At 54.2% G+C, this 19800-nt stretch carries 17 protein-coding genes; 5 read left to right on the top strand and 12 right to left on the bottom strand.

Annotated elements, in window-relative coordinates:
- The first annotated feature begins 113 nt into the window (after window positions 1–113).
- On the top strand, window positions 114–1238 hold the full coding sequence (locus tag ACXIZX_RS00325) for a mechanosensitive ion channel family protein (protein WP_479403433.1): 1125 nt from the start codon (window positions 114–116) through the stop codon (window positions 1236–1238).
- A 108-nt stretch (window positions 1239–1346) separates the two neighbouring features.
- Here the strand turns inward: ACXIZX_RS00325 and ACXIZX_RS00320 are convergent, their stop codons facing one another.
- Complete coding sequence (locus ACXIZX_RS00320) at window positions 1347–1613, bottom strand: hypothetical protein (protein ID WP_479403376.1); 267 nt, start codon at window positions 1611–1613, stop codon at window positions 1347–1349.
- 788 nt (window positions 1614–2401) lie between these two features.
- Between ACXIZX_RS00320 and ACXIZX_RS00315 the strand changes: the two genes are divergently transcribed.
- Together ACXIZX_RS00315 and ACXIZX_RS00310 are read left to right on the top strand one after the other, a co-directional pair.
- The gene (locus ACXIZX_RS00315) at window positions 2402–2752 is read left to right on the top strand and encodes a type II toxin-antitoxin system RelE/ParE family toxin (protein WP_479403375.1); all 351 of its coding nucleotides are present in this window, start codon (window positions 2402–2404) and stop codon (window positions 2750–2752) included.
- Window positions 2749–3048: a helix-turn-helix domain-containing protein gene (locus tag ACXIZX_RS00310; RefSeq protein WP_479403374.1), complete on the top strand. Its 300-nt coding sequence runs from the start codon at window positions 2749–2751 to the stop codon at window positions 3046–3048. Before ACXIZX_RS00315 ends, ACXIZX_RS00310 begins: the two co-directional genes overlap by 4 nt.
- Window positions 3049–3414: 366 nt before the next feature.
- Here ACXIZX_RS00310 and ACXIZX_RS00305 read toward each other — a convergent pair whose 3' ends face one another.
- A complete protein-coding gene (locus tag ACXIZX_RS00305) occupies window positions 3415–4251 on the bottom strand; it encodes a DMT family transporter (RefSeq protein ID WP_479403373.1) in 837 nt (278 codons plus the stop codon).
- 263 nt (window positions 4252–4514) lie between these two features.
- Window positions 4515–4862 carry a phosphonate ABC transporter substrate-binding protein gene (locus tag ACXIZX_RS00300; RefSeq protein WP_479403372.1) on the bottom strand — a complete coding sequence of 116 codons (348 nt, stop codon included), beginning with the start codon at window positions 4860–4862 and terminating at the stop codon, window positions 4515–4517.
- A 300-nt stretch (window positions 4863–5162) separates the two neighbouring features.
- On the opposite strand from ACXIZX_RS00300, the gene ACXIZX_RS00295 reads away from it, so the two are divergent.
- On the top strand, window positions 5163–5576 hold the full coding sequence (locus ACXIZX_RS00295) for a hypothetical protein (protein WP_479403371.1): 414 nt from the start codon (window positions 5163–5165) through the stop codon (window positions 5574–5576).
- Window positions 5577–6463: 887 nt separating this feature from the next.
- Here ACXIZX_RS00295 and ACXIZX_RS00290 read toward each other — a convergent pair.
- The 3 genes from ACXIZX_RS00290 to ycgZ form a co-directional block, all read right to left on the bottom strand.
- Window positions 6464–6730 carry a biofilm development regulator YmgB/AriR family protein gene (locus tag ACXIZX_RS00290; RefSeq protein WP_479403370.1) on the bottom strand — a complete coding sequence of 89 codons (267 nt, stop codon included), beginning with the start codon at window positions 6728–6730 and terminating at the stop codon, window positions 6464–6466.
- A gap of 58 nt (window positions 6731–6788) precedes the next feature.
- On the bottom strand, window positions 6789–7082 hold the full coding sequence (locus ACXIZX_RS00285) for a hypothetical protein (RefSeq protein ID WP_479403369.1): 294 nt from the start codon (window positions 7080–7082) through the stop codon (window positions 6789–6791).
- Between the two features lie 142 nt (window positions 7083–7224).
- On the bottom strand, window positions 7225–7470 hold the full coding sequence (gene ycgZ, locus ACXIZX_RS00280; RefSeq protein ID WP_479403368.1) for a regulatory protein YcgZ: 246 nt from the start codon (window positions 7468–7470) through the stop codon (window positions 7225–7227).
- Window positions 7471–8630: 1160 nt separating this feature from the next.
- Between ycgZ and ACXIZX_RS00275 the strand changes: the two genes are divergently transcribed.
- Window positions 8631–8897 (top strand): hypothetical protein, encoded by a 267-nt coding sequence (locus ACXIZX_RS00275; protein ID WP_479403367.1) that lies wholly within the window; start codon window positions 8631–8633, stop codon window positions 8895–8897.
- 685 nt (window positions 8898–9582) lie between these two features.
- On the opposite strand, the gene repA is transcribed toward ACXIZX_RS00275, so the two are convergent.
- From repA to traD, 6 genes are all read right to left on the bottom strand, one after another.
- A complete protein-coding gene (repA, locus tag ACXIZX_RS00270) occupies window positions 9583–10515 on the bottom strand; it encodes a plasmid replication initiator RepA (protein ID WP_479403366.1) in 933 nt (310 codons plus the stop codon).
- A gap of 283 nt (window positions 10516–10798) precedes the next feature.
- A complete protein-coding gene (locus tag ACXIZX_RS00265; RefSeq protein ID WP_479403365.1) occupies window positions 10799–11071 on the bottom strand; it encodes a carboxysome distribution maintenance protein McdB in 273 nt (90 codons plus the stop codon).
- A 115-nt stretch (window positions 11072–11186) separates the two neighbouring features.
- The gene (locus ACXIZX_RS00260; RefSeq protein WP_479403364.1) at window positions 11187–11723 is read right to left on the bottom strand and encodes a phospholipase D family nuclease; all 537 of its coding nucleotides are present in this window, start codon (window positions 11721–11723) and stop codon (window positions 11187–11189) included.
- An 85-nt stretch (window positions 11724–11808) separates the two neighbouring features.
- Complete coding sequence (locus ACXIZX_RS00255; RefSeq protein ID WP_479403363.1) at window positions 11809–12318, bottom strand: hypothetical protein; 510 nt, start codon at window positions 12316–12318, stop codon at window positions 11809–11811.
- A 5-nt stretch (window positions 12319–12323) separates the two neighbouring features.
- Window positions 12324–17459, bottom strand: coding sequence for a conjugative transfer relaxase/helicase TraI (gene traI / locus ACXIZX_RS00250; protein ID WP_479403362.1), 5136 nt, complete (start codon window positions 17457–17459; stop codon window positions 12324–12326).
- Between the two features lie 8 nt (window positions 17460–17467).
- The gene (traD, locus tag ACXIZX_RS00245; RefSeq protein WP_479403361.1) at window positions 17468–19642 is read right to left on the bottom strand and encodes a type IV conjugative transfer system coupling protein TraD; all 2175 of its coding nucleotides are present in this window, start codon (window positions 19640–19642) and stop codon (window positions 17468–17470) included.
- Window positions 19643–19800 lie beyond the last annotated feature (158 nt).

Raw genomic sequence — 19800 nt, 5'->3', positions numbered from 1 at the left:
AGTCTTAAGCGATTACTCTGCCGCCAGGAAGAACTACTTCATTGAAAATTCATATTTTCTTGCTAGCCTTAATATGGTTTTTATGAGTTCGGGCATTTTATGAGGAATACATGATTGAGAAAATAGTATCTTATCAATACCTTCAGGATAAACTTTTAAATCCTGATATCTGGCTAATGGTTGCTACAATTCTGATTGGTACCATAGTTATTTACGTGATACTCAGGAGCGTTATTCAGTTCTGCTCACGGCGTATTTCTCGCTATTCTGAAGGCCGGAATATCAGACTGGCTGGCGTTATTGTCGAGTTGCTCAATCATACCAGTCAGTTGTTGTTGCTTATATTTTCATTTTTAATCTCTCTCAAATTTATTGACCTGCCGGATTCCTGGGAAAATGCCGTTGGGCACGGATGGTTCCTGGCGCTGTTGTTCCAGCTCGCGTTATGGACAGATAGCGGTATTCGCCTCTGGTTGCAGAGCCTGCTGCGCGACCCGCTACACATCCGCAATCCCGTCACGACCGTAATACTCGGCGTACTCCTCAGGATCATGCTGTGGGTCGTAACCTTCCTTGCCATATTGTCCAACATGGGCATCAATATTACCGCGCTGGTGGCAAGTCTGGGGGTCGGGGGGATTGCCATTGCTCTGGCCATTCAGACCGTTCTCAGCGACGTTTTTGCCTCACTGGCCATCGGATTTGATAAGCCCTTCGAACACGGGGATTTTATCGTCTTCGGCAATATTGCGGGCACCATCGAACATATTGGCCTGAAAACCACTCGTCTTCGCAGCCTGAGTGGCGAGCAGGTCATCTGTTCTAATACTATTCTGCTGCAGCAGACGATCCACAACTACAAGAGAATGCAGCAAAGGCGCATCGTCTTTAAATTCGGGATCAGTTACGAAACGCCGTCTGAAAAAGTGCGTCAGGTTTCAGGGCTGGTGGGGGATATCATCTCCTCGGTCAACGCGACTCGATTCGATCGCGCGCATTTTCTGGCGTTTGAAGATTCGAAGCTGACTTTTGAAGTGGTGTACTTCGTGCTGGACGCTGATTACAACAAATACATGGATATCCAGCAGGAAATCAACCTGAACCTGATGGCTGCGCTTGAAGAGCGGGAAATCAGCTTTGCGTTCCCAATCAGGCACATTGAGTTACGCGGGGAAAGCTTATCGTCATTACTTTCAGACGATGACCGTTCGCCCGATAAAAGCGCTGAGGCCAGCTGAGCATATAATGAATGGAAGAGTGTCTGTTCGAACCTGGCATCTCAGAACAGGCACTCAGCACGACAGTCATTCTGTTGCTCATGATTTGCAGAGTGCCGATGTGCCGCTTTACTTTTTATCTGAATGACGTACAGGGACCGGAACCCGTTTTGATGGCGCAAGGTTATACAGCCTTCTTCTGAGGACACATTTGGGACAGGGCGTCACTTTTCTGGCCATTCCTCTCGCAATATCGAGCACAACTCTGAACTGCTCGTGTCTGCCAAGCGGAAGCATGGTTTCTTTATTTTGCAGATAGATCTTGCTGGTAGCGTTGTGTAAAAAGCGGAACCCCTTATCGTCTTCAGCAGGACTGAGATAATAGGTGAACTTCATAATGGCTTCTCCTCTAAGATCTGAATCTGGGCTGCAATACATTAAAGTTGCTAATCATTTATAATGCAGGCTTACTTTCATAGTCAACAGGAGTGGCAGTCAGACCGGGCTTTTAAGGTGTTTTCAAAATTGATGTCGGAATTTCACATTAGCTTTTATCGATGGGACGGGCTGATAAGTCTCTGAATCTATGAGCTCATTAATATAACCGGCGAGACACCCTTGATTTACAGTATTAACAAAGAGATTCAGACAGAAGCACCATCGAGTCGTACGAATGAATACCGGGGATTATGACGAGCATTAATGCTCAAAAACCACGCTTTTTCCGCTTCTCATGCATCAGGGAAATTTTAGTCTATTATCTAAATGTCTCTTATTACTTCCCTGTGATATGGACCTGCTCTCATTGGAAAAATGTTTGGCACAGGATCGTGCCCAGCCCGGTAGCCACCACTGCCGGGCTTTTCTTTACTTCAGTTAGCCCACACAAGCTGCATTTGAGAGATTAAATATAAAAGTCTCGGGGTACATTGATACAGATATGTATTGTCGGAGTGGCTTTTCCTTTGCCTGTATGATGTTACTGCGGTGGAAATGACGCATGGCTCGAGAAGAAGCGGTTTAGACGCAGTACAAACTGCCACGCCGTGGGCGGGTTAAATAAATACATATCAGCCGCATTATCCTTGCCTCGAGCCTGCTTGCAAAATACAGGTAACCGTCTTGACTGCATAAGCTGTGGCTTATATCATATACTTTATAAGCTGTAACTTATAGGGCGTGCTATGTGGACGGTTGAATTCGGGAACCTTTTTGACGCCTGGCTGGAAGAACAGGAAGAAGGTCTGCAGGAGAAGATACTTGCGGACCTGCTGAATTTGCAGACTTACGGTCCGTCGCTGTCCCGGCCTTACGCAGACACTGTTAAAGGGTCCCGGCACAAAAATATGAAAGAGCTGCGCGTGCAGTACGCGGGGAAACCGGTTCGAGCATTCTTTGCATTCGACCCGATTCGCCGGGCAATCATACTTTGTGCCGGCGATAAAAGTAACGATAAAAAATTTTATGAGCGCATGATCAGCATCGCTGATGACGAGTTCACTGCGCACCTGAAAACGATGGAGGGAAAGAAATGAGAACGCTGGACAATGCAATTGCCGCACGCTCTCCTGAGAGCCAGGCACGCATCCGTGAAATTGCAGACGAGATGATCCTCGAAACGGGCTTGCAGATGATGCGTGAAGAGCTGCAACTGTCGCAGAAAAATGTGGCAGAAGCGATGGGGATCAGCCAACCGGCTATCACGCAGCTGGAACAGCGCGGGAACGAGCTGAAGTTAGCAACGCTCAAGCGCTACATTGAGGCAATGGGAGGAAAACTCAGCCTTGATGTTGAGCTGCCGACTGGCAAACGTATCGCTTTTCACATCTGAAACAGACGTCGATCAACTGGCCCAGTTCAGGGCCAGTTTCTTTATACGCCCAAAGTTAGCTTTCAATTGTGCAACTGAAATACGGAAGCGCTGGCTGGCGTAAGGCCATACATCGGAACGACTGCTGTGTGCCCAGGCTGTGTGAAAACGATTTAAGCTTGAGACGTGAATTCAAAAGATGCTGACACCAGCGTTTTTACTTAAAATCTGCATCCTCTTTCTATGCAAATTTTCTAAGAAATCGTCCAAACGCGTGACTCTCTGTCAGCAATCCGAGTTTTCACACTGCCTGTGCCAAAAGCGGACATTGCATAATGAATAAAGTACGACTGACGGCGTGTACCAAGATTATTAAAGATGCTTTAGCTAGATTCTTTTTAAGGTGATTTTGGCTCCGATGATAATCAATATCATTCCAGACAACATGCTAAATGATAATTTCTCTCCCCAACCAACATAACCAAATAAACCAGCGAATATTACTGACAGGTAAGTCCAAGACACAATTTTATCAGTTGACGCATACGAACATGCAGTAGACAGAAAGTATTGTGCGAGAGTGGTAACCACCCCAAGCATAAATAGCAATGGAAGAAGTGAAAGACTAAATGAATCCCATACCCATGGAAGAAATACCATCGAATATATTAAGGTATAGAGAGAAAAGAAGAGCATTTGGCTAAAAGGGGTTTCTGTGTCTGACATCATCCATATGGTGATCGTTGCGGCACCGCCCATTACTCCAGATATGATGCCTGATAAATCACCACCATTGATGCTATGTGTCGCCACGCCACTGGTCATCGCCACACCAATGAATCCGATGATAGTTCCTATCCAAACATAGCGATCTGACATTCTCTTAAGTACCAGCAGTGCAATGACTGGGACAAATATTGGTGATGTTTGCTGAAGCAATACTGCAGTGCTCAACTCAGTATGTTTAACAGCATAGAAGTAGGTAATCAATGCACAAAAGGTAAAAAATGATCGAAGTGCATGGAGGCCTTTCCTTTCAGATTTTAAGCTGAACTTCCCAGACACCAGACCAACAAAAGATACAAGAATAAAGCTGAACACATTGCGCCAAAAGACCAAGGACAAAATATCCATTTTGTAAGAGACATATTTGACAATCATCCCCGCCAACGCAAACATTAATGCAGATATCGTAATGTTACTAATAGCCTTAAATTGCATCATTTACCATCCTGAAAAATTCAATTCAAATCAACTTCTCAAGAATAACTAAAACTTTGGCTAAAGCTTAGCACCTAACTGACGCACTGACCGGTTCAATGGTGAACAAGACTTCGTAAGGTCCGTGATGCCCTGTACATTTCCGCTGTTCGCTCATAGCTGCCACTTGATGGGCATCTTCCTGTCATTAAACGCGGGCCAGAAACCCGCATCTGGATGCTTTCCCCTTTCACCTTTGCACGAGTGCATGACGATATGAGCTAAATTCAATCGCCGTACTCTATATCTGACAGATCAGAACACCGAGGCATCGCAAAGTATTCATGGCCCGGATTGGTCGTAATGCTAAAGGGTACGCCTGCAATTGTAGAGCCTATCTGAACATCATCCCGGTCGATCTTCACATCGACTGAACTCAGGCTATATTGCCCAAATCTACGACTCTCCTTGCGCGTAATATCTTTAACCACCGCCGCCACGACCTGCTGTGGTGTCACAGAAGGACAGGCTTTAAGATCGGCCTGATATGTTAGCTCAGCGTCAATATAGATAAACGCAACCAGCCCCAAAATGCCCGTCGTAATACAGCCAAAAATTAGATAAAACAAACGCATCGACTCATCCTTGTATTCCCAATCAGCCCTAAATCAATAGTATTGATTATCATTATCACATATCATCCAGCGAGCCTGATAGATCTCGATAAGCGCGACAGCAGACCGCGGGTAATTCCTTCGGATACTGGTGTAACGTCGTTGAGAAGTTTATAAGCGGGTAGCAATAATGCCCGCTTTTCCATCACCATCACTCGTCCTTTAACAGGCGAACTCAGGGAAGTGACAGGCGTCAAATCGCCATCAGTGCATCCAGTCCGATATTGAGAAGTTCCCGGGGAAGGGAGTATCCAGAACACGATGTCTCGCAACAAAAAACGCCACTATGGCGGAAACCCGGCCCAAAGAAAGCAGGTGCCGAAAAGCTACGGCCCTTTTCTCACTTACCTCCGTAGCGTGACGTTCATAAAAAATATGTTAATCGGGTTCATTTATCCCGGAATGATGGCGATCCTGTTTTATCAGGAGCAGTGCCCTGGCTGGTGGTACGCTACGCTGATAGTGCCGATCATACTTTTTCCCTTTGCAATCATCGCCATCGAGCGCATTGGACTCCTTATTGCCCCAGCCCGGTTGTGGCAGAAATACCACCAACTGGAAATCCGCCACCAAAGCACACTCTTAGTCCTTTATTACCTGCTTATCACGTTAATGGTATTGCCGCTCGCTATGATGTATTTCATCTGGCTTCGCTCCATGAATCATTCGTCCTGAATTGATACCCTGAGATAAAGCCGTGACTGGAAGTTGTTAAGGCTGTTTTAAATGCCCGCACCTCCGAGGCGACATCTGAATTTAGCCATTACAAAAACGATGGCGTAGTAAGTGATCAGAACCTGATCCTGCAGCCTGTCAGAATGGATGTCAGTGACTGAATAAACATGGCCAACACAGTACCCCATTGGATGGCTGATTAATAACAGTGTGGTCATATCAAAAGCATGAAACTGGTCGCCACAAATGACGGCTACACGAGACTCTCTATGAGGAGAAATCCAGAGAACGCACTGGCAATAAGCCAGCCATCGTCATCTTTACGATGTAGAGCTGTTCAATAAGAACGGACTTATCGTTTTCCCTGATAAGCTGTTGCTCGTCTTTTACTCACTGAAGACAAAAAGGATTGTGGTCTATGTCCGTAACATCTTCCGTTTCATCATCAGACGTAGACTTTTCAAGGTTGGCCGCTTCTGACGTCACTCAGCACCCATCATCAGGGGAGGTTGTGTAAAAAAATGCCCGCGTGTGCGGGCGTGGCATTAAAGCTGCCTGAAATCTCGTAAGTAACGCGCGCTGTATGAAGCGACACACAGAGTGTGGAGGTTTATTTTTACAGAAATATTTCGAAACTGGTCATACGACATATTTATCATACTGCGTTTCTAACACCTGCCGTGCTGGATTACGGTCTCTAATGTCAGCCTTAAGACCATTTTTAGCGGAGATTTAAAGGGGAATTTTGTAAGAAGCATTCCACCATACCAAGGGGATTATGCTGTCTTTTCAGGCTTGAGACAGCGTACTGGGGGCGGATTATTTTGCCGGAAAGCCAGCCTTATGTGACTCCGGCCTGCCAGGATGTGCTGATGGGAAGAGCACTGTCAGGTGTCATCAGGGGTGTACCCCACCACGAGCTGGAGGGTCCGACGCAATGTGTCAGCCTGATGAGCATCATGGCTTGATTCCAGCGCGTTAATCAGGCTGAGTATGATGGCTTTATTGCTTACACGACCTTCATTCGCTAACAGACTACGGATGACGAATCCAAGTACCGCAGCTTCTTCTTTCAGTTCGCCACCCGCATTTCGGAAGTGCTCTGCCAGCTCGCGATCAGAAATAGGGCTGAAAATATCATCTGGCATCTGCATCTGAGTGTTCCCTGCACCTGAGGTCAGTTGATTATATATCGTACAGAATAAGTTGGGGTCAGTGTTTATGCCTATTGGGGGAGATCTTTAAGCCTGCAAACTGCGAATGCACATAGCCGTCTTTTTCAACTCCTTTACGGGGCACGGTGGCACCTTCAGCCTGGCTCTCCCTGATTTTCGCGAGGGCCAGTGTTATGAGCGCCCCTCTTTCCGCATCTTCGGCAACTGAGTGCATCTCGTTCAACTGAACGATAAGGGCGCGCAGGTTAACGGGCCCGCCCTGCTGCAGCAGAGCGAGAGCTGCTTCACCAATGATCTCATCGATTGCCTGTTGCTGATTACTGCTCTTCATGTCTGTCTCTGGTTACTGCCTGAAGCTGTATTTACGTGATGGAATTAAATGTTATGCCGAAACCGTCGGAAGTGGTCAGTCAGGACTGCACGTATGGATGCGTATTAAGGCATGACGTTCAATTCTGAACTCAGTGGCCTTATCAGCCTTCGCGGTCAAAAAGCAGGCCGATCAGTTGGTGATAGTGATGCTCTTCTTCAGAACCTGAAGCGAGTTCAGAACGGTGAAGCAGTTTGGTGCAAATGGACTTACGGTTCAGGTTTCGGCCTTCCCTGAGGATCTCCACCACAATCTGTCCGAGCGTTTCCTGCTGGGAAGGCAGGGACGCTTTACTGAAGTACTGAGCGATTGCTTCAGAAGAGTTCGGAGCGAAACTATTCTGGCGCATAAGTTAATCCTCCAAAGAAAGGTCAGACAAATGAATGAAAGTTGTACGGCTGATCCGAAATTTGTACAAAAATATAATAAATGTGCATTGTCATTTTATTTGCAAAAAGTGCGGTAAAAACGTCCTTGTTTCGTCTGAGTTGCTGATAAACAGGCGAAAGGTGCTGAAGTACTGAGTTGATCTGAGACAGCCTGAGCCGATGGTATCCAGAATTGCTGGTTGTACAGCCCCACATCTGGCCAATGTTAATTCCCTCCCTGCTGAACCTGGTGGCAACAGTCCCGGCATGGAACATATTGCATTCCGACGGGAGCGGCCTTAAGGATTCATCCTGGAATTATTCTGCGTGTTTACAGGACCGAAATAGCTGCCAGGCTGAAGGTTTCAGCGAGCATTCAAGGAGGCGGAAAGTGAAAAAAATTACGTTAGCAGCGGCAGCGGTATCAGTAGTCCTGTGTGGCGTTTGCTCTTTTGGCGCGTATGCCGGCGTCTTTGGTTAGTGTCTCAGTTCAGTGCCGGCAACACGAAATTTCCAGCCGGTCACTGATTGCCCTCGCCTGCCCTATTTAGTGCTTACCCCGGGCAGTGCCCGTATAAGATCGCAGCGTGAACCCTTACACGTGTAATTGAGTCCGTAGTGCCTTCTTTAAATGCAGGTTTGCAGTCTGCGCTGGCTGGTTGCGGCGTTCTGAGGAGCCAGCAAGACACAATTCAGCCGCTTCGCATGCATTACCAGAACGCTGGGCTATTATCTGAAGGTCTCTTATTACTTCCCTGTGATATGGACCTGCTCTCGTTGGTAATGTCTGGCGCAGGATTGCGCCTGGCCCGGTAAGCTACGACTTCCGGGCCTTTATTTTACTTCTGTAACGCCCGGTGTTCGCCGTTCCTCAGCAATCTTGCAGCATCTCTCGCGAAAGCTTTCGTCTGGAGGTCGTCAGATGAAGCTGCAATCCTCTCGAGCTCATAAAGTATGTTCGCTTTATTGATCTCCGAGCCCCTCGCTCACAGTTCAATAACTGCGGCCCCGACAGCACACCCAATCATTCCTGCCCTGTATGATCTGGTTTCGTTAATAGTACGGAAGTGCGGTATCCCTATGTAATGCATAGGAAACCACGTTACATCCGGTATTTACTCAATAAAGGGAGCTCGAATCGATGAAAATTACGCTTAAAGATGAAACAGGAGCCGCAGAATCACGAGAGGTGTCATCGCTTGTCATCACGCTCAGCAGTGGGGAGACCATTGAGATTGGTGAAGAGAGCCAGAACCGTCCTTCTCATCTCGCTGAGGGGGTGACGGTATGGGGGGGCCGTATGCCAGAAGAAGGAGCGTCGATGGAAAAACTCAAAGCGTCAACGCGCTTGCTGGGTATCTATCCCATGGCAGCCAACATGATACATGTTTTCCCCATCAGTAAATGATTGCTTCTGATTAGCCAGGGCGCCGGTCAGGACACCTTCCTGCCCGACCGCCGTTTAAGCAGCGGCCTTTCAGGCGCATCGAAGTCAGACGGTCGCAGACGAAAGAACGAACCCGCAGCTAAAACTGACAGCCACGAAGAATCCAGTAGTTACAGCATTCATTATCACAGCCTCCACTGATCCGGCCCTGCGGGCCGGGCGGCGGCGGCTGGTCAGTGGGGGCAACCGGGGTGCAGGTACGGCGCGGGTCCGGGTTGAGAGGGGCGCGGAGGTTCAGGTCCGGCTCGGTGCTTGAAGTTAACATGAATAATATTGTGTGTTGTAACTAAGGTGATACTGCCCACCGCCTGCCGGTGGGAGCTACCTCTGGGTTTGGGGTTTCCGTTTCGCTGTAATTAATGGATGTGTATTTGTCCACGCCGGCGTCATGCATGAAAACCTTCTTTATTACTTTGATTATTTCTTTATGACGTAAGTCAGGACTGTCTTGCGCGTAGCCGTGTCTGTATTTGCCTGTAGGAGCAGGATACTGATTGCGGATAACTGTGGTTAAAAAAGGTGGCGCACGGGCTGTGGCCACTTTACATGTTTCAGGAGAAGCTAATCCCGGCTTGGCTGTGAGCATTCTGCGTCCGCCACGATCGCCACCACCGCCAGTTAAGGCGGTTAAATTTGCAGGAGGATGTCAGTGAACGATATCTGGTATGTCGGGCAATACAGGTTCGTAATCAAGGCCGAGATCCAGCTGGCGCAGGCATTTCCACACCTGGCGGTCAAAGTCATGAGGTGAAAGATCCCGCCATGCGTGGGCAGGACGGGCGCGTAGCAGCTTGGCCATTGCGTTGCGCCGGTCATCGAGAGGAAGCTTGCTCAGTCTCTTGCGTCGCTTCTGCTTTGATGCTTTTTCCCTTCGGCTGATAAGCGTGGCCATACGCATGTGTTCATACCACCGCCGGCGCGCGGCACGGACTGAAGTTAGCGTTCCCGGCTCGATGATGCCGTCAGCCTCGGCAGCCAGGCGTTCATTACGCTCTGCCAGAAATTTATTCATGTCGATGCTGCACAGCTCCCAGAAACGATCGGTCAGGACGATATGGCGTGGCATGCAGTAGCCTGTCGCCGGGTCCATTTCCAAATCTGGCCGCTCAATCAGGCCGAAGCGCTCCCACTCTTCGAACAGTCGTGACAGTCTGCAGGGTTCAACGCGGCTTTCGGGAATGACATCTCCCTTCTCATCCTTGGGGCTCAGATCGTCAGCCAGTTTGCTGCAATTGAAGGTCACTACGGACGTGGCCAAATCCGCACGCTGAATGCACAGCGGCCACATGGCGTCATACAGCGCCTGTTTCTCGGGGCGAAAATCGCGTTTACGCCCTGCTGCCTCGCGCAACAGAACAAAATACGGATGACGTGACATGCGCTGGCGAAGCATCATTTTGCCTGTGCATTTGTCTTTTACAACAAGCCGGCTCATGGCGTGGCCCATCTGGCCAGGAAGACGTTTATAACTCTTTGGCGCAAACCACTCTGGATTAGAGCATTTGCAGGTTGTGGAGTGATCGCCGCGATGGCGATTATCGGGCCGTGAAGATATGTTGAGAACTGTGTGCTTATGCATGTCCCCCGGCGCTTATATTGCTCGGGAGGAGTACGCACAGATTGAATTGTCTTTTTCCTGGCATAAAACTATACTCCCCGCACAGGGCAATAGTCCTGTGCAGTTGTATGGAAGCCCCGGTAATCTAACCTGTCGCCAAACTAGAGAGATTATCGGGGTTTTTCTTTTCTGATTTGGTCCTGCCGCCTCAGATTCCCTGCCACCTTGCGGCGTGGCCAGCCATCAATTCTAAACTTTCCGTAATCTATCACCCACTCATGCTTTGAGCAATAACGTGAATGATTCACGTACCTCTTTTACGCACGAGTTCTTCACGAATGAGCCGCTCAAGGAGTTCAGACTGTGAAATACCCTCATCCTGACAAAGACCAACGAGAGCATCTTTTACCTCGTTCTCAAGGTAGACTCTGAGCACTTTATGCGTCTCACGCATTCTTGCCTGATAAGCTTGCGTGCGTTCTTTATCGGAAGCTGGATTTTTCCGATCGCGCGAGTTTTTCTTAGCGGTGGATGATGTTACTGAATCGCGGGCGCTCATGCTCGTACCCTGCTGCAAAATAAGACTTTCCGCAGAATAGCATAAGCCAAATCAGTAATATGCCTAATTTACGCTAACAGAAAAGCCACTGGCGAAAGGCTCATCTGTAACTATGAAAAGTGAGTAATGCGGATCAGTATGGAAGTTGGTAAGTGGTACCTTCATCCCAGCGGGACTGCCAGTGCTGCAGGTAGCGGCTGGCCAGTTCCGGCATGTTTTCAATGAGCAGCGCATTTTCGCTGTTACGCCGGGCAGCTGCCCGGGTGTAGTTATAGCTGCCGGTTTCCACCGTCCGCCCGTCTGCAACGATAAACTTGTCATGCATCGCGGCGTACCGGCCGTTCAGACGAACCGGAATATCACGCGCAGTAAGCAAATTTATCGCCGCCCGGCTGCTGCGGTTCTGATTCGCTTTCTCATCGAGCACTACGCGCACATCAACGCCGCGCATTCTGGCTCTTATCAGCGCCGCGGCTACCTCAGGGGAGGTGAAGCTGTACCCGGCGAGACGGATGTCAGACTTCGCGCGATCTATGATCCCGAGAACCAGCGCTTCAGCGCCGCCCTCGGGGGAAAATCCCGCGCTGACGCCGGACGCGGCATAAGCCTCCCCTGCTGGCACAAACGTTATCAGACCGCTCAGAAACAGCGGCAGAACAAAAATTCTCATGGATTTCTCCGGGGGTCGTGAGCGTGCCGGATTCATAATCCTGGACGCGAGGGACCGGTCAACCGCAGGGCGGCAGGCCGTTAATTCAGTCAGGTTTTCCTGTCACCAGCACGTTTAAAAGGCTCAGATCCGAGTAGGTCTGCCTGACCAACTGCACGCCGGTAAAAAACACGGCGACGTTCAGAAGCGGCAGCAGGCTCAGGCTAACGTCATGCAGGGCCATACCCGCTAACGGCGGCAGGATCAGCGCGCTTACTCCAGTGGCCGCCATGACGGCCGTCAGGTTTCGCCCGCGCACGAATCGCCAGTTTTCCCGCTTCACCAGTTGTGGATGCAGTAGCAGCGTGACCGGCATCATGCCAGGGCGCGACTTCATCTCCCGCAGGCGCGACGTATCCACCTCAGGCAGCCTGTGTTCAGCCACAAAGCCGCTGATAACGTCATCCACTGCCTGACGAATTCCGGCGGAACAGTGCCCGTCGCTGCCACGGCTCCACCGGCGTAACAACAGACCCGGCTCGCGGATTTCCGACAGCCAGGCGAACAGCATCATCAGGGCAACGATCGCCGTCGCGGCGCCAAGCATTACAGTCATAGCGTTTACTCCATCGTTTTCTGGGATTTCTGGCCAAACTCCGGCTCAGGCTCGCTGCGCTCATGGCGCATCACGTTGACTTCGTCGTTCATCATTGCGCGGTCGTCCCGCTCCGGCGACAGGTCGTAGTCGCGGTAGTCGAATGTCTCCTCTTCCTGCAGTTCCGCCAGCGCCGCAGCCAGCGCGGCTTCGCGTTCGCTGTCTTTGTCCTCTAATGCCTCACGGGCTTCATCCTGCACCGCCGGCTCCGGCTCTTTCTCCTCCTGGTCCAGGGCGGCCTTAACTGCTTTCTCCAGCGCCTCGGCTTCTCGACGATCCAGCTCTTCGCCCCCGGATGCATCTGCCGTTGCCGCTGCAGCGGCGCGGCTGCTGCCCGGGCGTTCACTGTAGTCAGCAGCGAGCACAACCGGGCTTCCCGTGTTGTCCTTCATCAGCTGCAGCGCTGCCGCTAAATCTGTCGCTTCAAGCACCTTTCCGTGCTTTTCGCCGCGCTGCAGCACGATGCGGTGACCGTCCGCTGCCCCTTCATAGTGGGCGCCTGAAAAATCCACCTCCCCGCCTGAGGGCGATACCGGAACGTGGAGGTTCCCACGCTGGCGGCCGTGCTCATTGATCACCGGCCAGAGCATCTCCGGGGTCTTACCGGCCATAAAGCGCGCATCGGCCGTCAGGTCCCGGTCGACACGGTCCGCCAGGCGCGTGCCGGACACCGGCAGGCTTTTGTCCCACACCTGCATCTCGCGGTCCGCGCGCACGTCCTCCGCGCGCATCAGCACGTCATGCACCGTCTGGCGCCGCCCGCTTTTACTCTCCACCTTCGTTGCCCAGCCGGACAGGTTGTCAAAATAGGTCTGCACGTGCTCCTTTGCCCTGGAAAGCTGTACGTAGGTGCTGTCCAGCGCCGCCATCCGCCCTCTGGCACCCTCTTCGCCAAACAGGCCAATGAGGTACTTAACCGACGCGCCCTGCGAGCTGTAGGTGGTGACGGCGTAGCCATAGTCCATGTGGCGGTCGGCATAGTGCGCGGTGGGATTGAATGACAGCTGCCGGTCACCGGTGTCGAGCAGAATGGTTCCCTCCTCCGTAATGCCTGACACCACTGCCATGTCGCTGGCACGTACGTTGCGGTCACGATCCGTTGCCGTCAGGCGGATTTTCTCGCCCGGGCTGATGTCCCGCGTGACCTCCTTAAACACCGCCACGTCTTCCTTGCGCAGCTCCGCGGGTCTGATCCAGCGGTCTGGCGAGCCATCAAGCCCGGCCATGCGCACCACGCCGCTCTCCTTATCCGTTTCTCCCACCCGGAAATACTGCTCGCCCCGGCGCATCACGTTATCCACCTGCGTTTCCCAGAACGCCTGGCGGCCCAGATCCGCGTTGCTGTTGTTCACACGCACGAGCAGGGGCACCGTGACGCTGTCACCCAGCGCGCCCTGCGTCTGTAGCCGGTCGTGCACCGCGCTGTTAATAGCCTCGCGGTCGGCGTTGAGCTCCGCCACTATCAGCGTATGGTCGCGCGCCTCCGGCGTCCGGCCTGCGTAGTCATCCGCAATCATCCCGATGAGGTCTGGTTTTTCGGGTTCCCCGCCGACACTTGGCTCCCCGGCTTCCCGTGCCAGGCTGTTGCCATCGATGGTGCTGCTCTCCGGCACCCAGGCACTGTCCTGACGCGGCACGCCGAGGGGGCTCGTATCTGCCGTGATGCGCACCGCCTCGCGTACGTTCCCGGCAATAACCGCCTCCACGGCGGGCTTAAGCGCGGGGATCTGACGCACGATTTCCTTCATCACCGCGACATCGGCCGCGCTGCGCTCCAGGGCTAGCGCAAACGGCGCGCCGGACTCCAGCGACTTCAACTGGTCCCGGTCGCCGCTCAGCACCGCCCGGCCGCCGCCTTCGGCGATCACGTTCATCAGGGAGGCCATCTGGGCATTGCCGTTCATGGAGGATTCGTCGATGACGAATACGGTGTTGCGAAAGTCACGCGCCTGGCCGGCGGCCTGCCACTGGCTGCTTTCGCTGAGGAAGCTCGCGATGGTCTGCGCCGGGATACCCGCGCCAGACAGCTCGCTCACGGCGCGGTGCGTGGGCGCCAGCCCGCGAATGTCCGGGCCGTCTTCTGCGGCGGAGAGCGCTGTAGCTACGGTGCGGAACTGCGTGGTTTTCCCCACGCCGGCATAGCCCTGAATGGCGGTAAAGCGATCGCGGGTGGTCAGAATGAGGTTACCCGACTCGCGCTGCCCGTCCGTGAGACCGGCGGCTTTCTCATCGTTCAGACCGGTTGCCAGCAGCGGCTTCACGCTGTTTTTTCCTTCGGCAATGTGGCGCAGAATCGACACCTCGTTTTCGAAGTTCTCGCGTGAAATGTACTTCCCTGCTGCGCCCTGCTCCGCGCTGAGCTCAAAAATTTCACCGCGTTGCACCAGACGCGACAGCTCCGCCTGCGCACGCTCAGGCGAGACGCTGCGGTCGGCGTTGATGACGCCGGCCAGCGCCCGGACGCCCGTGAACGTCACGTCCGTACCGGTGGCGGTCTCAATGGCCAGCCGCATAGCGCGTTCCGCCTGCGACATCTTCCGTGAAGCCAGCTCGCGAAGCGCACCGGTCAGGTCACTGTCATCCGCGAGCGACTTGATGCCCTGCGTCACGCTGACCACCGGGCGGTTTTCCTCCAGACGGCGGTTGATGGTGGTCTCGTCCAGTGGGGTGAAGGCAATGACATCCGAGCCGCTTCGGCGCAGCATGTTCACGGATGCATCGTTGACCTCCTTGCCTGCCAGCACGGCTACAACGCTGCCTTCAGTACGACGGGTGGCGCCAAAGGATTCCGCGTAGGCGTAGTCCGCATAGAGCGGCGCGTTGCGGTCGAGCTTTACCTGCTCGCCCTTTGCGTTCTCCAGGGTGATGACGTCCTTAAACAGCCAGCGTCCCTCCTTCACGCCGGTAACGGTCAGCCGCTCTCCGCTGCCGGCACGGCTTCCAAGATCGGCCGTGGCACGCAGCTGCTCACCCTCGCGCAGTTCCAGTTTTTTCTCCCGAAACAGCCGGTAATGGCTGTCAATACTGCTGATGCTCACGCCCTGCGTCTGACCCTTTTCGTCTTTCAGGGTCAGCAGGTTGTGGCGCTCGCTGACGCCGGTGATGGTAAATACCCTCTTCTGACCCTGGCCCTCGTGCTGCTCCAGCACCATGCCTTCCCGGTATACGCTGCGATCGTTGCGGGTGCTGGCATCCAGCCATACCGGCACCCGGACTGTAGCCACCCCAAGCACCCGCCCGAGCTGCCCGTCATCGGTCAGGATTTCACGGGTGCGGGCCGTGAGCTGGTCGCGGGCGCGGGCATTCCCTGCCTGCAGCGACACCGGCCGCCCCTGCGCTTTTTCCTGAGCGTAATAGCGCGCCGCCACGCTGAGTCGGTCTTCAACCGTATCCTTCTGCACCATCGTCACACGCACATTTTCTGTCTTCGGTGAGGCGGTGAACTGCTTTACGCCCGCCGCGCTCAGCACCTCTGACGCAAATCCCGCCGTGCGCCGCGCGTGGGTATCGGTCACAAGCGTCGTACCGTCGTGCTGCGCCGCCGTTTTCAGTGCGTCATGGAGGCCGGAGGTGCTGAAGCGTTCGGCTTCCGCAACCAGTACCAGCGGGCGTACAGGCAGCTCAGCGGTTTTCATCTCCTCTCCCGTCAAAAGCATCACGCCCGGCCTGTCACCGAAGGTGACCACCTGACGTTTTCGCGCAGCGCCGTCGGCGGCCACGACGATCAACGGACGTTTGCTTTCGCTGGCCATCGCCATGATGCTGCGGTTGAGGTCACTCATGAACTGCGTGCCGCCGCGCACGTCAATCAGTGACACCGCGCGATCGGCGTCGGCAACCTGCGCCAGCACGCCACGCTCACCTGCCGGCGCCTTAAGCCCACCCTGCTTTTCCGCGAGCCCACCGGCCAGTTGCGTCAGGCGCGCCTCGTCACGGACGTGAGCGGCAGTAGTGAACAGCGTCTGGTTCTTGTCCACGGCGATAAGCGCACCGCGTCCGATGGCGTTATCAATGGCGCTACGCGCCTGCCCGTAGACGCCCGGGGCGACGGGCACGTGATTGAGCACGCTGGTCATCACGTCGTCGTAGGTCACGCGCACGCTTTTTGACGACAGGCGCTCGATGGCCTCACGCACTGCGCTCTCCAGCACTGGTGGTGTGGCAGCCTTTTTCTCCTGCACGGCGCTTTCGGCTTCACGCTGCTGGCGGCGTTCCGCCAGCTTCACTCTGAACGTATCAACGTCAAAGCCGGTGTCCTTCAGCACCGACTGCCAGTGCTCACGCAGCATCTCCGGATCTTCAAAATGCTTGGCCTGCCTGGAATCCAGCGCGGCCATGCTTTTTTGCTTCGCCGTAGCGTCTTCCCCCACGAGATCGATGATGTCCTGACGGCGTGAAGAAAAGGGTTTTACCGGCACACCGGTGATATCCCACTCGCCGCGCGGACCGGTGTCTTCGGTCTGGTAGCCCGCCGGTTCGATGATGGAACGGAAATGCCCCCGATACAGCACCCCGATGCTGACCTGCTCATTCCACACCACGTCCGTAAAACCCTGTTTGCCGCTGATGTCGGTGGACAGCGTTTTCCAGCCGTTTTGCGAGAGCGTGGCGTTGGCCACCACCGCGTGCGTGTGCATCTGGGGCTCCAGATTGCGGCTGGTGTCGTGCATGAAGGTCGCAATCACCAGGTTGCCGGTTTTCTCCATTTCGGTGATGCCGTCGGTCATGGTGCGCGTGGTGGCGAGCTTTTCCACCTCATCCAGCGTGCGCCGAACGGCCTCCTTGTGTGCGTCCACGAGAAAGGTGTCGCCGGTCACCAGCGCCAGCACCGAGGCACTTTTGGGCGCTGAAAAGGTCAGGTCATAGCCGGGACGGTGTTTATTGACCCCACCCTCCATGCGGCGCATGTCGGTACCGTCGGGGAGCTGGCCTTCCAGCACCGCCACGAAGGTGTCGCGGTTGACCGGCCCCTCAAGGCCCAGATTTTCAGCGCCCGTGCCGTACCACTCGGTGGACTGCTCGCCGAGAAAGTAATAGTTATCTTCGTTGGTATAGTAGGCACCGGCTTTACCGGCGCTTTTGATGGTTGAAACAGACAGCATGGGGCACCTCAGTTACGGTCCAGGCCAAAATCCGCGGATTTATGTTTCACCACGTCCATAACCTGAAGTGGCCTCTCGCTTTCGGATGGCGCTGCTGGCGCTGGCGCAGGGCTTTCCGGTGCGGCTGACGGCGTGGACTCAGGTACAGGGGGTGGGAACGCGGTAACACGACCGCCGGCTTCTTCCTGAGCTGACTGAGCGTCTGTTTTCGCTGAAGCAGGCGTTGCGGTTTCATCTGCAGGTGCCGTTGCGGGTGGTTTAGCATCCGGCTTGCTCTCTGCTGCATCCGGGGCATCCCCGCTTCCCTGTGCTTCAGCGCCTGAAGCGGCGTCACCAAATAGCCGCCCCACAATCTGGCCCGTCTGGTTGTCGCTGGTTTCGCCGGAGAGCGTTGCCTCAATGGCCGGGTCAAACACGTCGTCAACGTCTCGCGGAATGCGGCCTTCTGCGATCGCGCGGTAAGGCTTCCAGGCAAGCTTCATGCGCACTACCGGCCACTCGCCTGGCAGGGTGATGTAGCACTCAAGGTCGTTCAGGCTCTGTACGTCGGAATAGCTGACCAGGAACTCGTTGATCTCGTCCTTGGAGAACTGCACGCCGTCCCGGATGATGTCGATGCCGTAGCTGTATTGATCCTTGAACTTCTTATGTCGCTTCTCGCCGATTTCCTTCTGCACCCAGTCCGCAATCGACCCGCTGGGCGCGCGATAGAACACGCGAGTATTGAGCAGATCCCAGATGGATTTGGCCGCGTTGGTACCGTACGTCTCTTCCATCTGTGGGAAGTTCTGCAGACCGGCGACGGTGCAGCCGCCGAACTTACGCCCCTCGGCGCAGAACTCCGGCAGAATGGGCAGCTTATGCAGCGACGGAAGCTCGTCGAGAAAAATCCAGATGCGGCGGTTGCGGTCGGCTTTCAGCCCGAGGATCCCGGACATGGTCATGTAGATCCACGCGCTCAGCAGCGGCTTCAGCGCATTATGGTTCTGGCCATCGCTGGAGATGAAAATCCACGGGTTATCGCCGCTTGCATCTTCGGTATGGATCCAGTCGCGAATGTTAAACGGGCGGCGGCCGCCCTGGTCGAGCCCCTGCAGATAACGGAGCGAACGCACGTAGGTGGTAAGAATGGTGCGGATGGTCATCGCGGTTTTCTCGATGCTGCCGTCCACGAGATTTGCCGCATCCGTGCCCTCCAGGAACTGGCGCAGGTCCGCCAGGCTGATGGACATCAGCTTTTTGAGCAGCTCGCCGATGCTGCGATTTTTCTCGCGCGCCATGCGCCGGGCGGTGGCCACAAACAGCGAGCGCGCCGACAGCACCCAGAACGGATCGCTGCTGCCGCTGCTGTCGGGGAGCAGCGAAGTCGCAAAGTTTTCAAAATCCCCGATGGTCAGGCACTCTTCCCACAGGTCCCACGGGGCGCAGCGCGCGTCAAACGGGTTGAGGATGAGGTCTTTGTCCTGACGGAAGAACGTCGGGATAAAGTTGTTACCTTTGTCATAGATAATGACGCGGTCGCCGCGCGCGCGCAGCTGCGTCAGCAGGTCGTTCAGCGCGGTACTTTTGCCCGACCCCACGGTGCCGTGAAAGCCGAAGTTCTGCATCTCCGAGTCTTTCAGAATGTGCAAATCACAGATGCTGAGCGGCGACATCACGCCGGCATTTTTCAGTAACCGGTTGACGACCTTATAGCTGGTTGCCAGCACGCGACCGCCGGTGAGTTCACTCTCGCGCTGCTTCGCGCCCTTGCTGCCCAGAAACCAGGTGATGGCCATGATGGCTGCGACAAAGCTGAACGCTGAGATTCCCCAGCCGTAAAAAGCGGTGTCCTTGACGTGCTGCCCCATCAGCACAAAGTACGGGTCGTTCATCACCTGCAGCGCGGTGTGCTTGAACGCCACCACCTCGCCGTTTGGCCGCTCAAAGTGGAAGGTCCAGCCCGCCTGTGAGTGTTTGCCGGTGAGCTTTGCCAGCGGCATGATGAACCAGCTGATAAGCCAGTAGGCGCTGCCGTGAATGAACTCCTGCAGCGTGAGGCGCAGCAGCATCCAGCTGAAAAATACCAGTGCGGAAAACAGTACGACCCAGTAGGAGGCGATGTTCATGATCTGCACAAACATGCCGATCATGTATTTCATCACCTGACCGCCCTGGGTAAAGTCGCGGGCGTTGAGGCTCATTGAAATTCCTTAGTGTGGAGCAGAGACGAGCACACAGGGCTGCGGACAGGCGAAAGCCAGGCAGGTATCTGCGCGGGGTTTAATTACGGTGCGAACGTGCCGGGGTGGGCTGACGTGATGTTCCGCCTCCTCCTCCGGACGCAGGGTGCGTCAGGAAG

The sequence above is a fragment of the Candidatus Pantoea symbiotica genome, from assembly GCF_056491525.1.
The sequence above is the reverse complement of the archived record's forward strand: the minus strand, read 5'-3'. Positions and strand labels throughout refer to the sequence as shown.

What these genes read in the sequence shown, in the direction of transcription:
- repA (WP_479403366.1), bottom strand. Translation starts at nt 10,515, where the DNA reads ATGCATAAGCACACAGTTCTCAACATATCTTCACGGCCCGATAATCGC.
- ACXIZX_RS00315 (WP_479403375.1), top strand. Translation starts at nt 2,402, where the DNA reads ATGTGGACGGTTGAATTCGGGAACCTTTTTGACGCCTGGCTGGAAGAA.
- ACXIZX_RS00300 (WP_479403372.1), bottom strand. Translation starts at nt 4,862, where the DNA reads ATGCGTTTGTTTTATCTAATTTTTGGCTGTATTACGACGGGCATTTTG.
- ACXIZX_RS00320 (WP_479403376.1), bottom strand. Translation starts at nt 1,613, where the DNA reads ATGAAGTTCACCTATTATCTCAGTCCTGCTGAAGACGATAAGGGGTTC.
- ACXIZX_RS00255 (WP_479403363.1), bottom strand. Translation starts at nt 12,318, where the DNA reads ATGACTGTAATGCTTGGCGCCGCGACGGCGATCGTTGCCCTGATGATG.
- ACXIZX_RS00260 (WP_479403364.1), bottom strand. Translation starts at nt 11,723, where the DNA reads ATGAGAATTTTTGTTCTGCCGCTGTTTCTGAGCGGTCTGATAACGTTT.
- ACXIZX_RS00275 (WP_479403367.1), top strand. Translation starts at nt 8,631, where the DNA reads ATGAAAATTACGCTTAAAGATGAAACAGGAGCCGCAGAATCACGAGAG.
- ACXIZX_RS00305 (WP_479403373.1), bottom strand. Translation starts at nt 4,251, where the DNA reads ATGATGCAATTTAAGGCTATTAGTAACATTACGATATCTGCATTAATG.
- ycgZ (WP_479403368.1), bottom strand. Translation starts at nt 7,470, where the DNA reads ATGCGCCAGAATAGTTTCGCTCCGAACTCTTCTGAAGCAATCGCTCAG.
- ACXIZX_RS00295 (WP_479403371.1), top strand. Translation starts at nt 5,163, where the DNA reads ATGTCTCGCAACAAAAAACGCCACTATGGCGGAAACCCGGCCCAAAGA.
- ACXIZX_RS00290 (WP_479403370.1), bottom strand. Translation starts at nt 6,730, where the DNA reads ATGCAGATGCCAGATGATATTTTCAGCCCTATTTCTGATCGCGAGCTG.
- traI (WP_479403362.1), bottom strand. Translation starts at nt 17,459, where the DNA reads ATGCTGTCTGTTTCAACCATCAAAAGCGCCGGTAAAGCCGGTGCCTAC.
- ACXIZX_RS00310 (WP_479403374.1), top strand. Translation starts at nt 2,749, where the DNA reads ATGAGAACGCTGGACAATGCAATTGCCGCACGCTCTCCTGAGAGCCAG.
- ACXIZX_RS00285 (WP_479403369.1), bottom strand. Translation starts at nt 7,082, where the DNA reads ATGAAGAGCAGTAATCAGCAACAGGCAATCGATGAGATCATTGGTGAA.
- traD (WP_479403361.1), bottom strand. Translation starts at nt 19,642, where the DNA reads ATGAGCCTCAACGCCCGCGACTTTACCCAGGGCGGTCAGGTGATGAAA.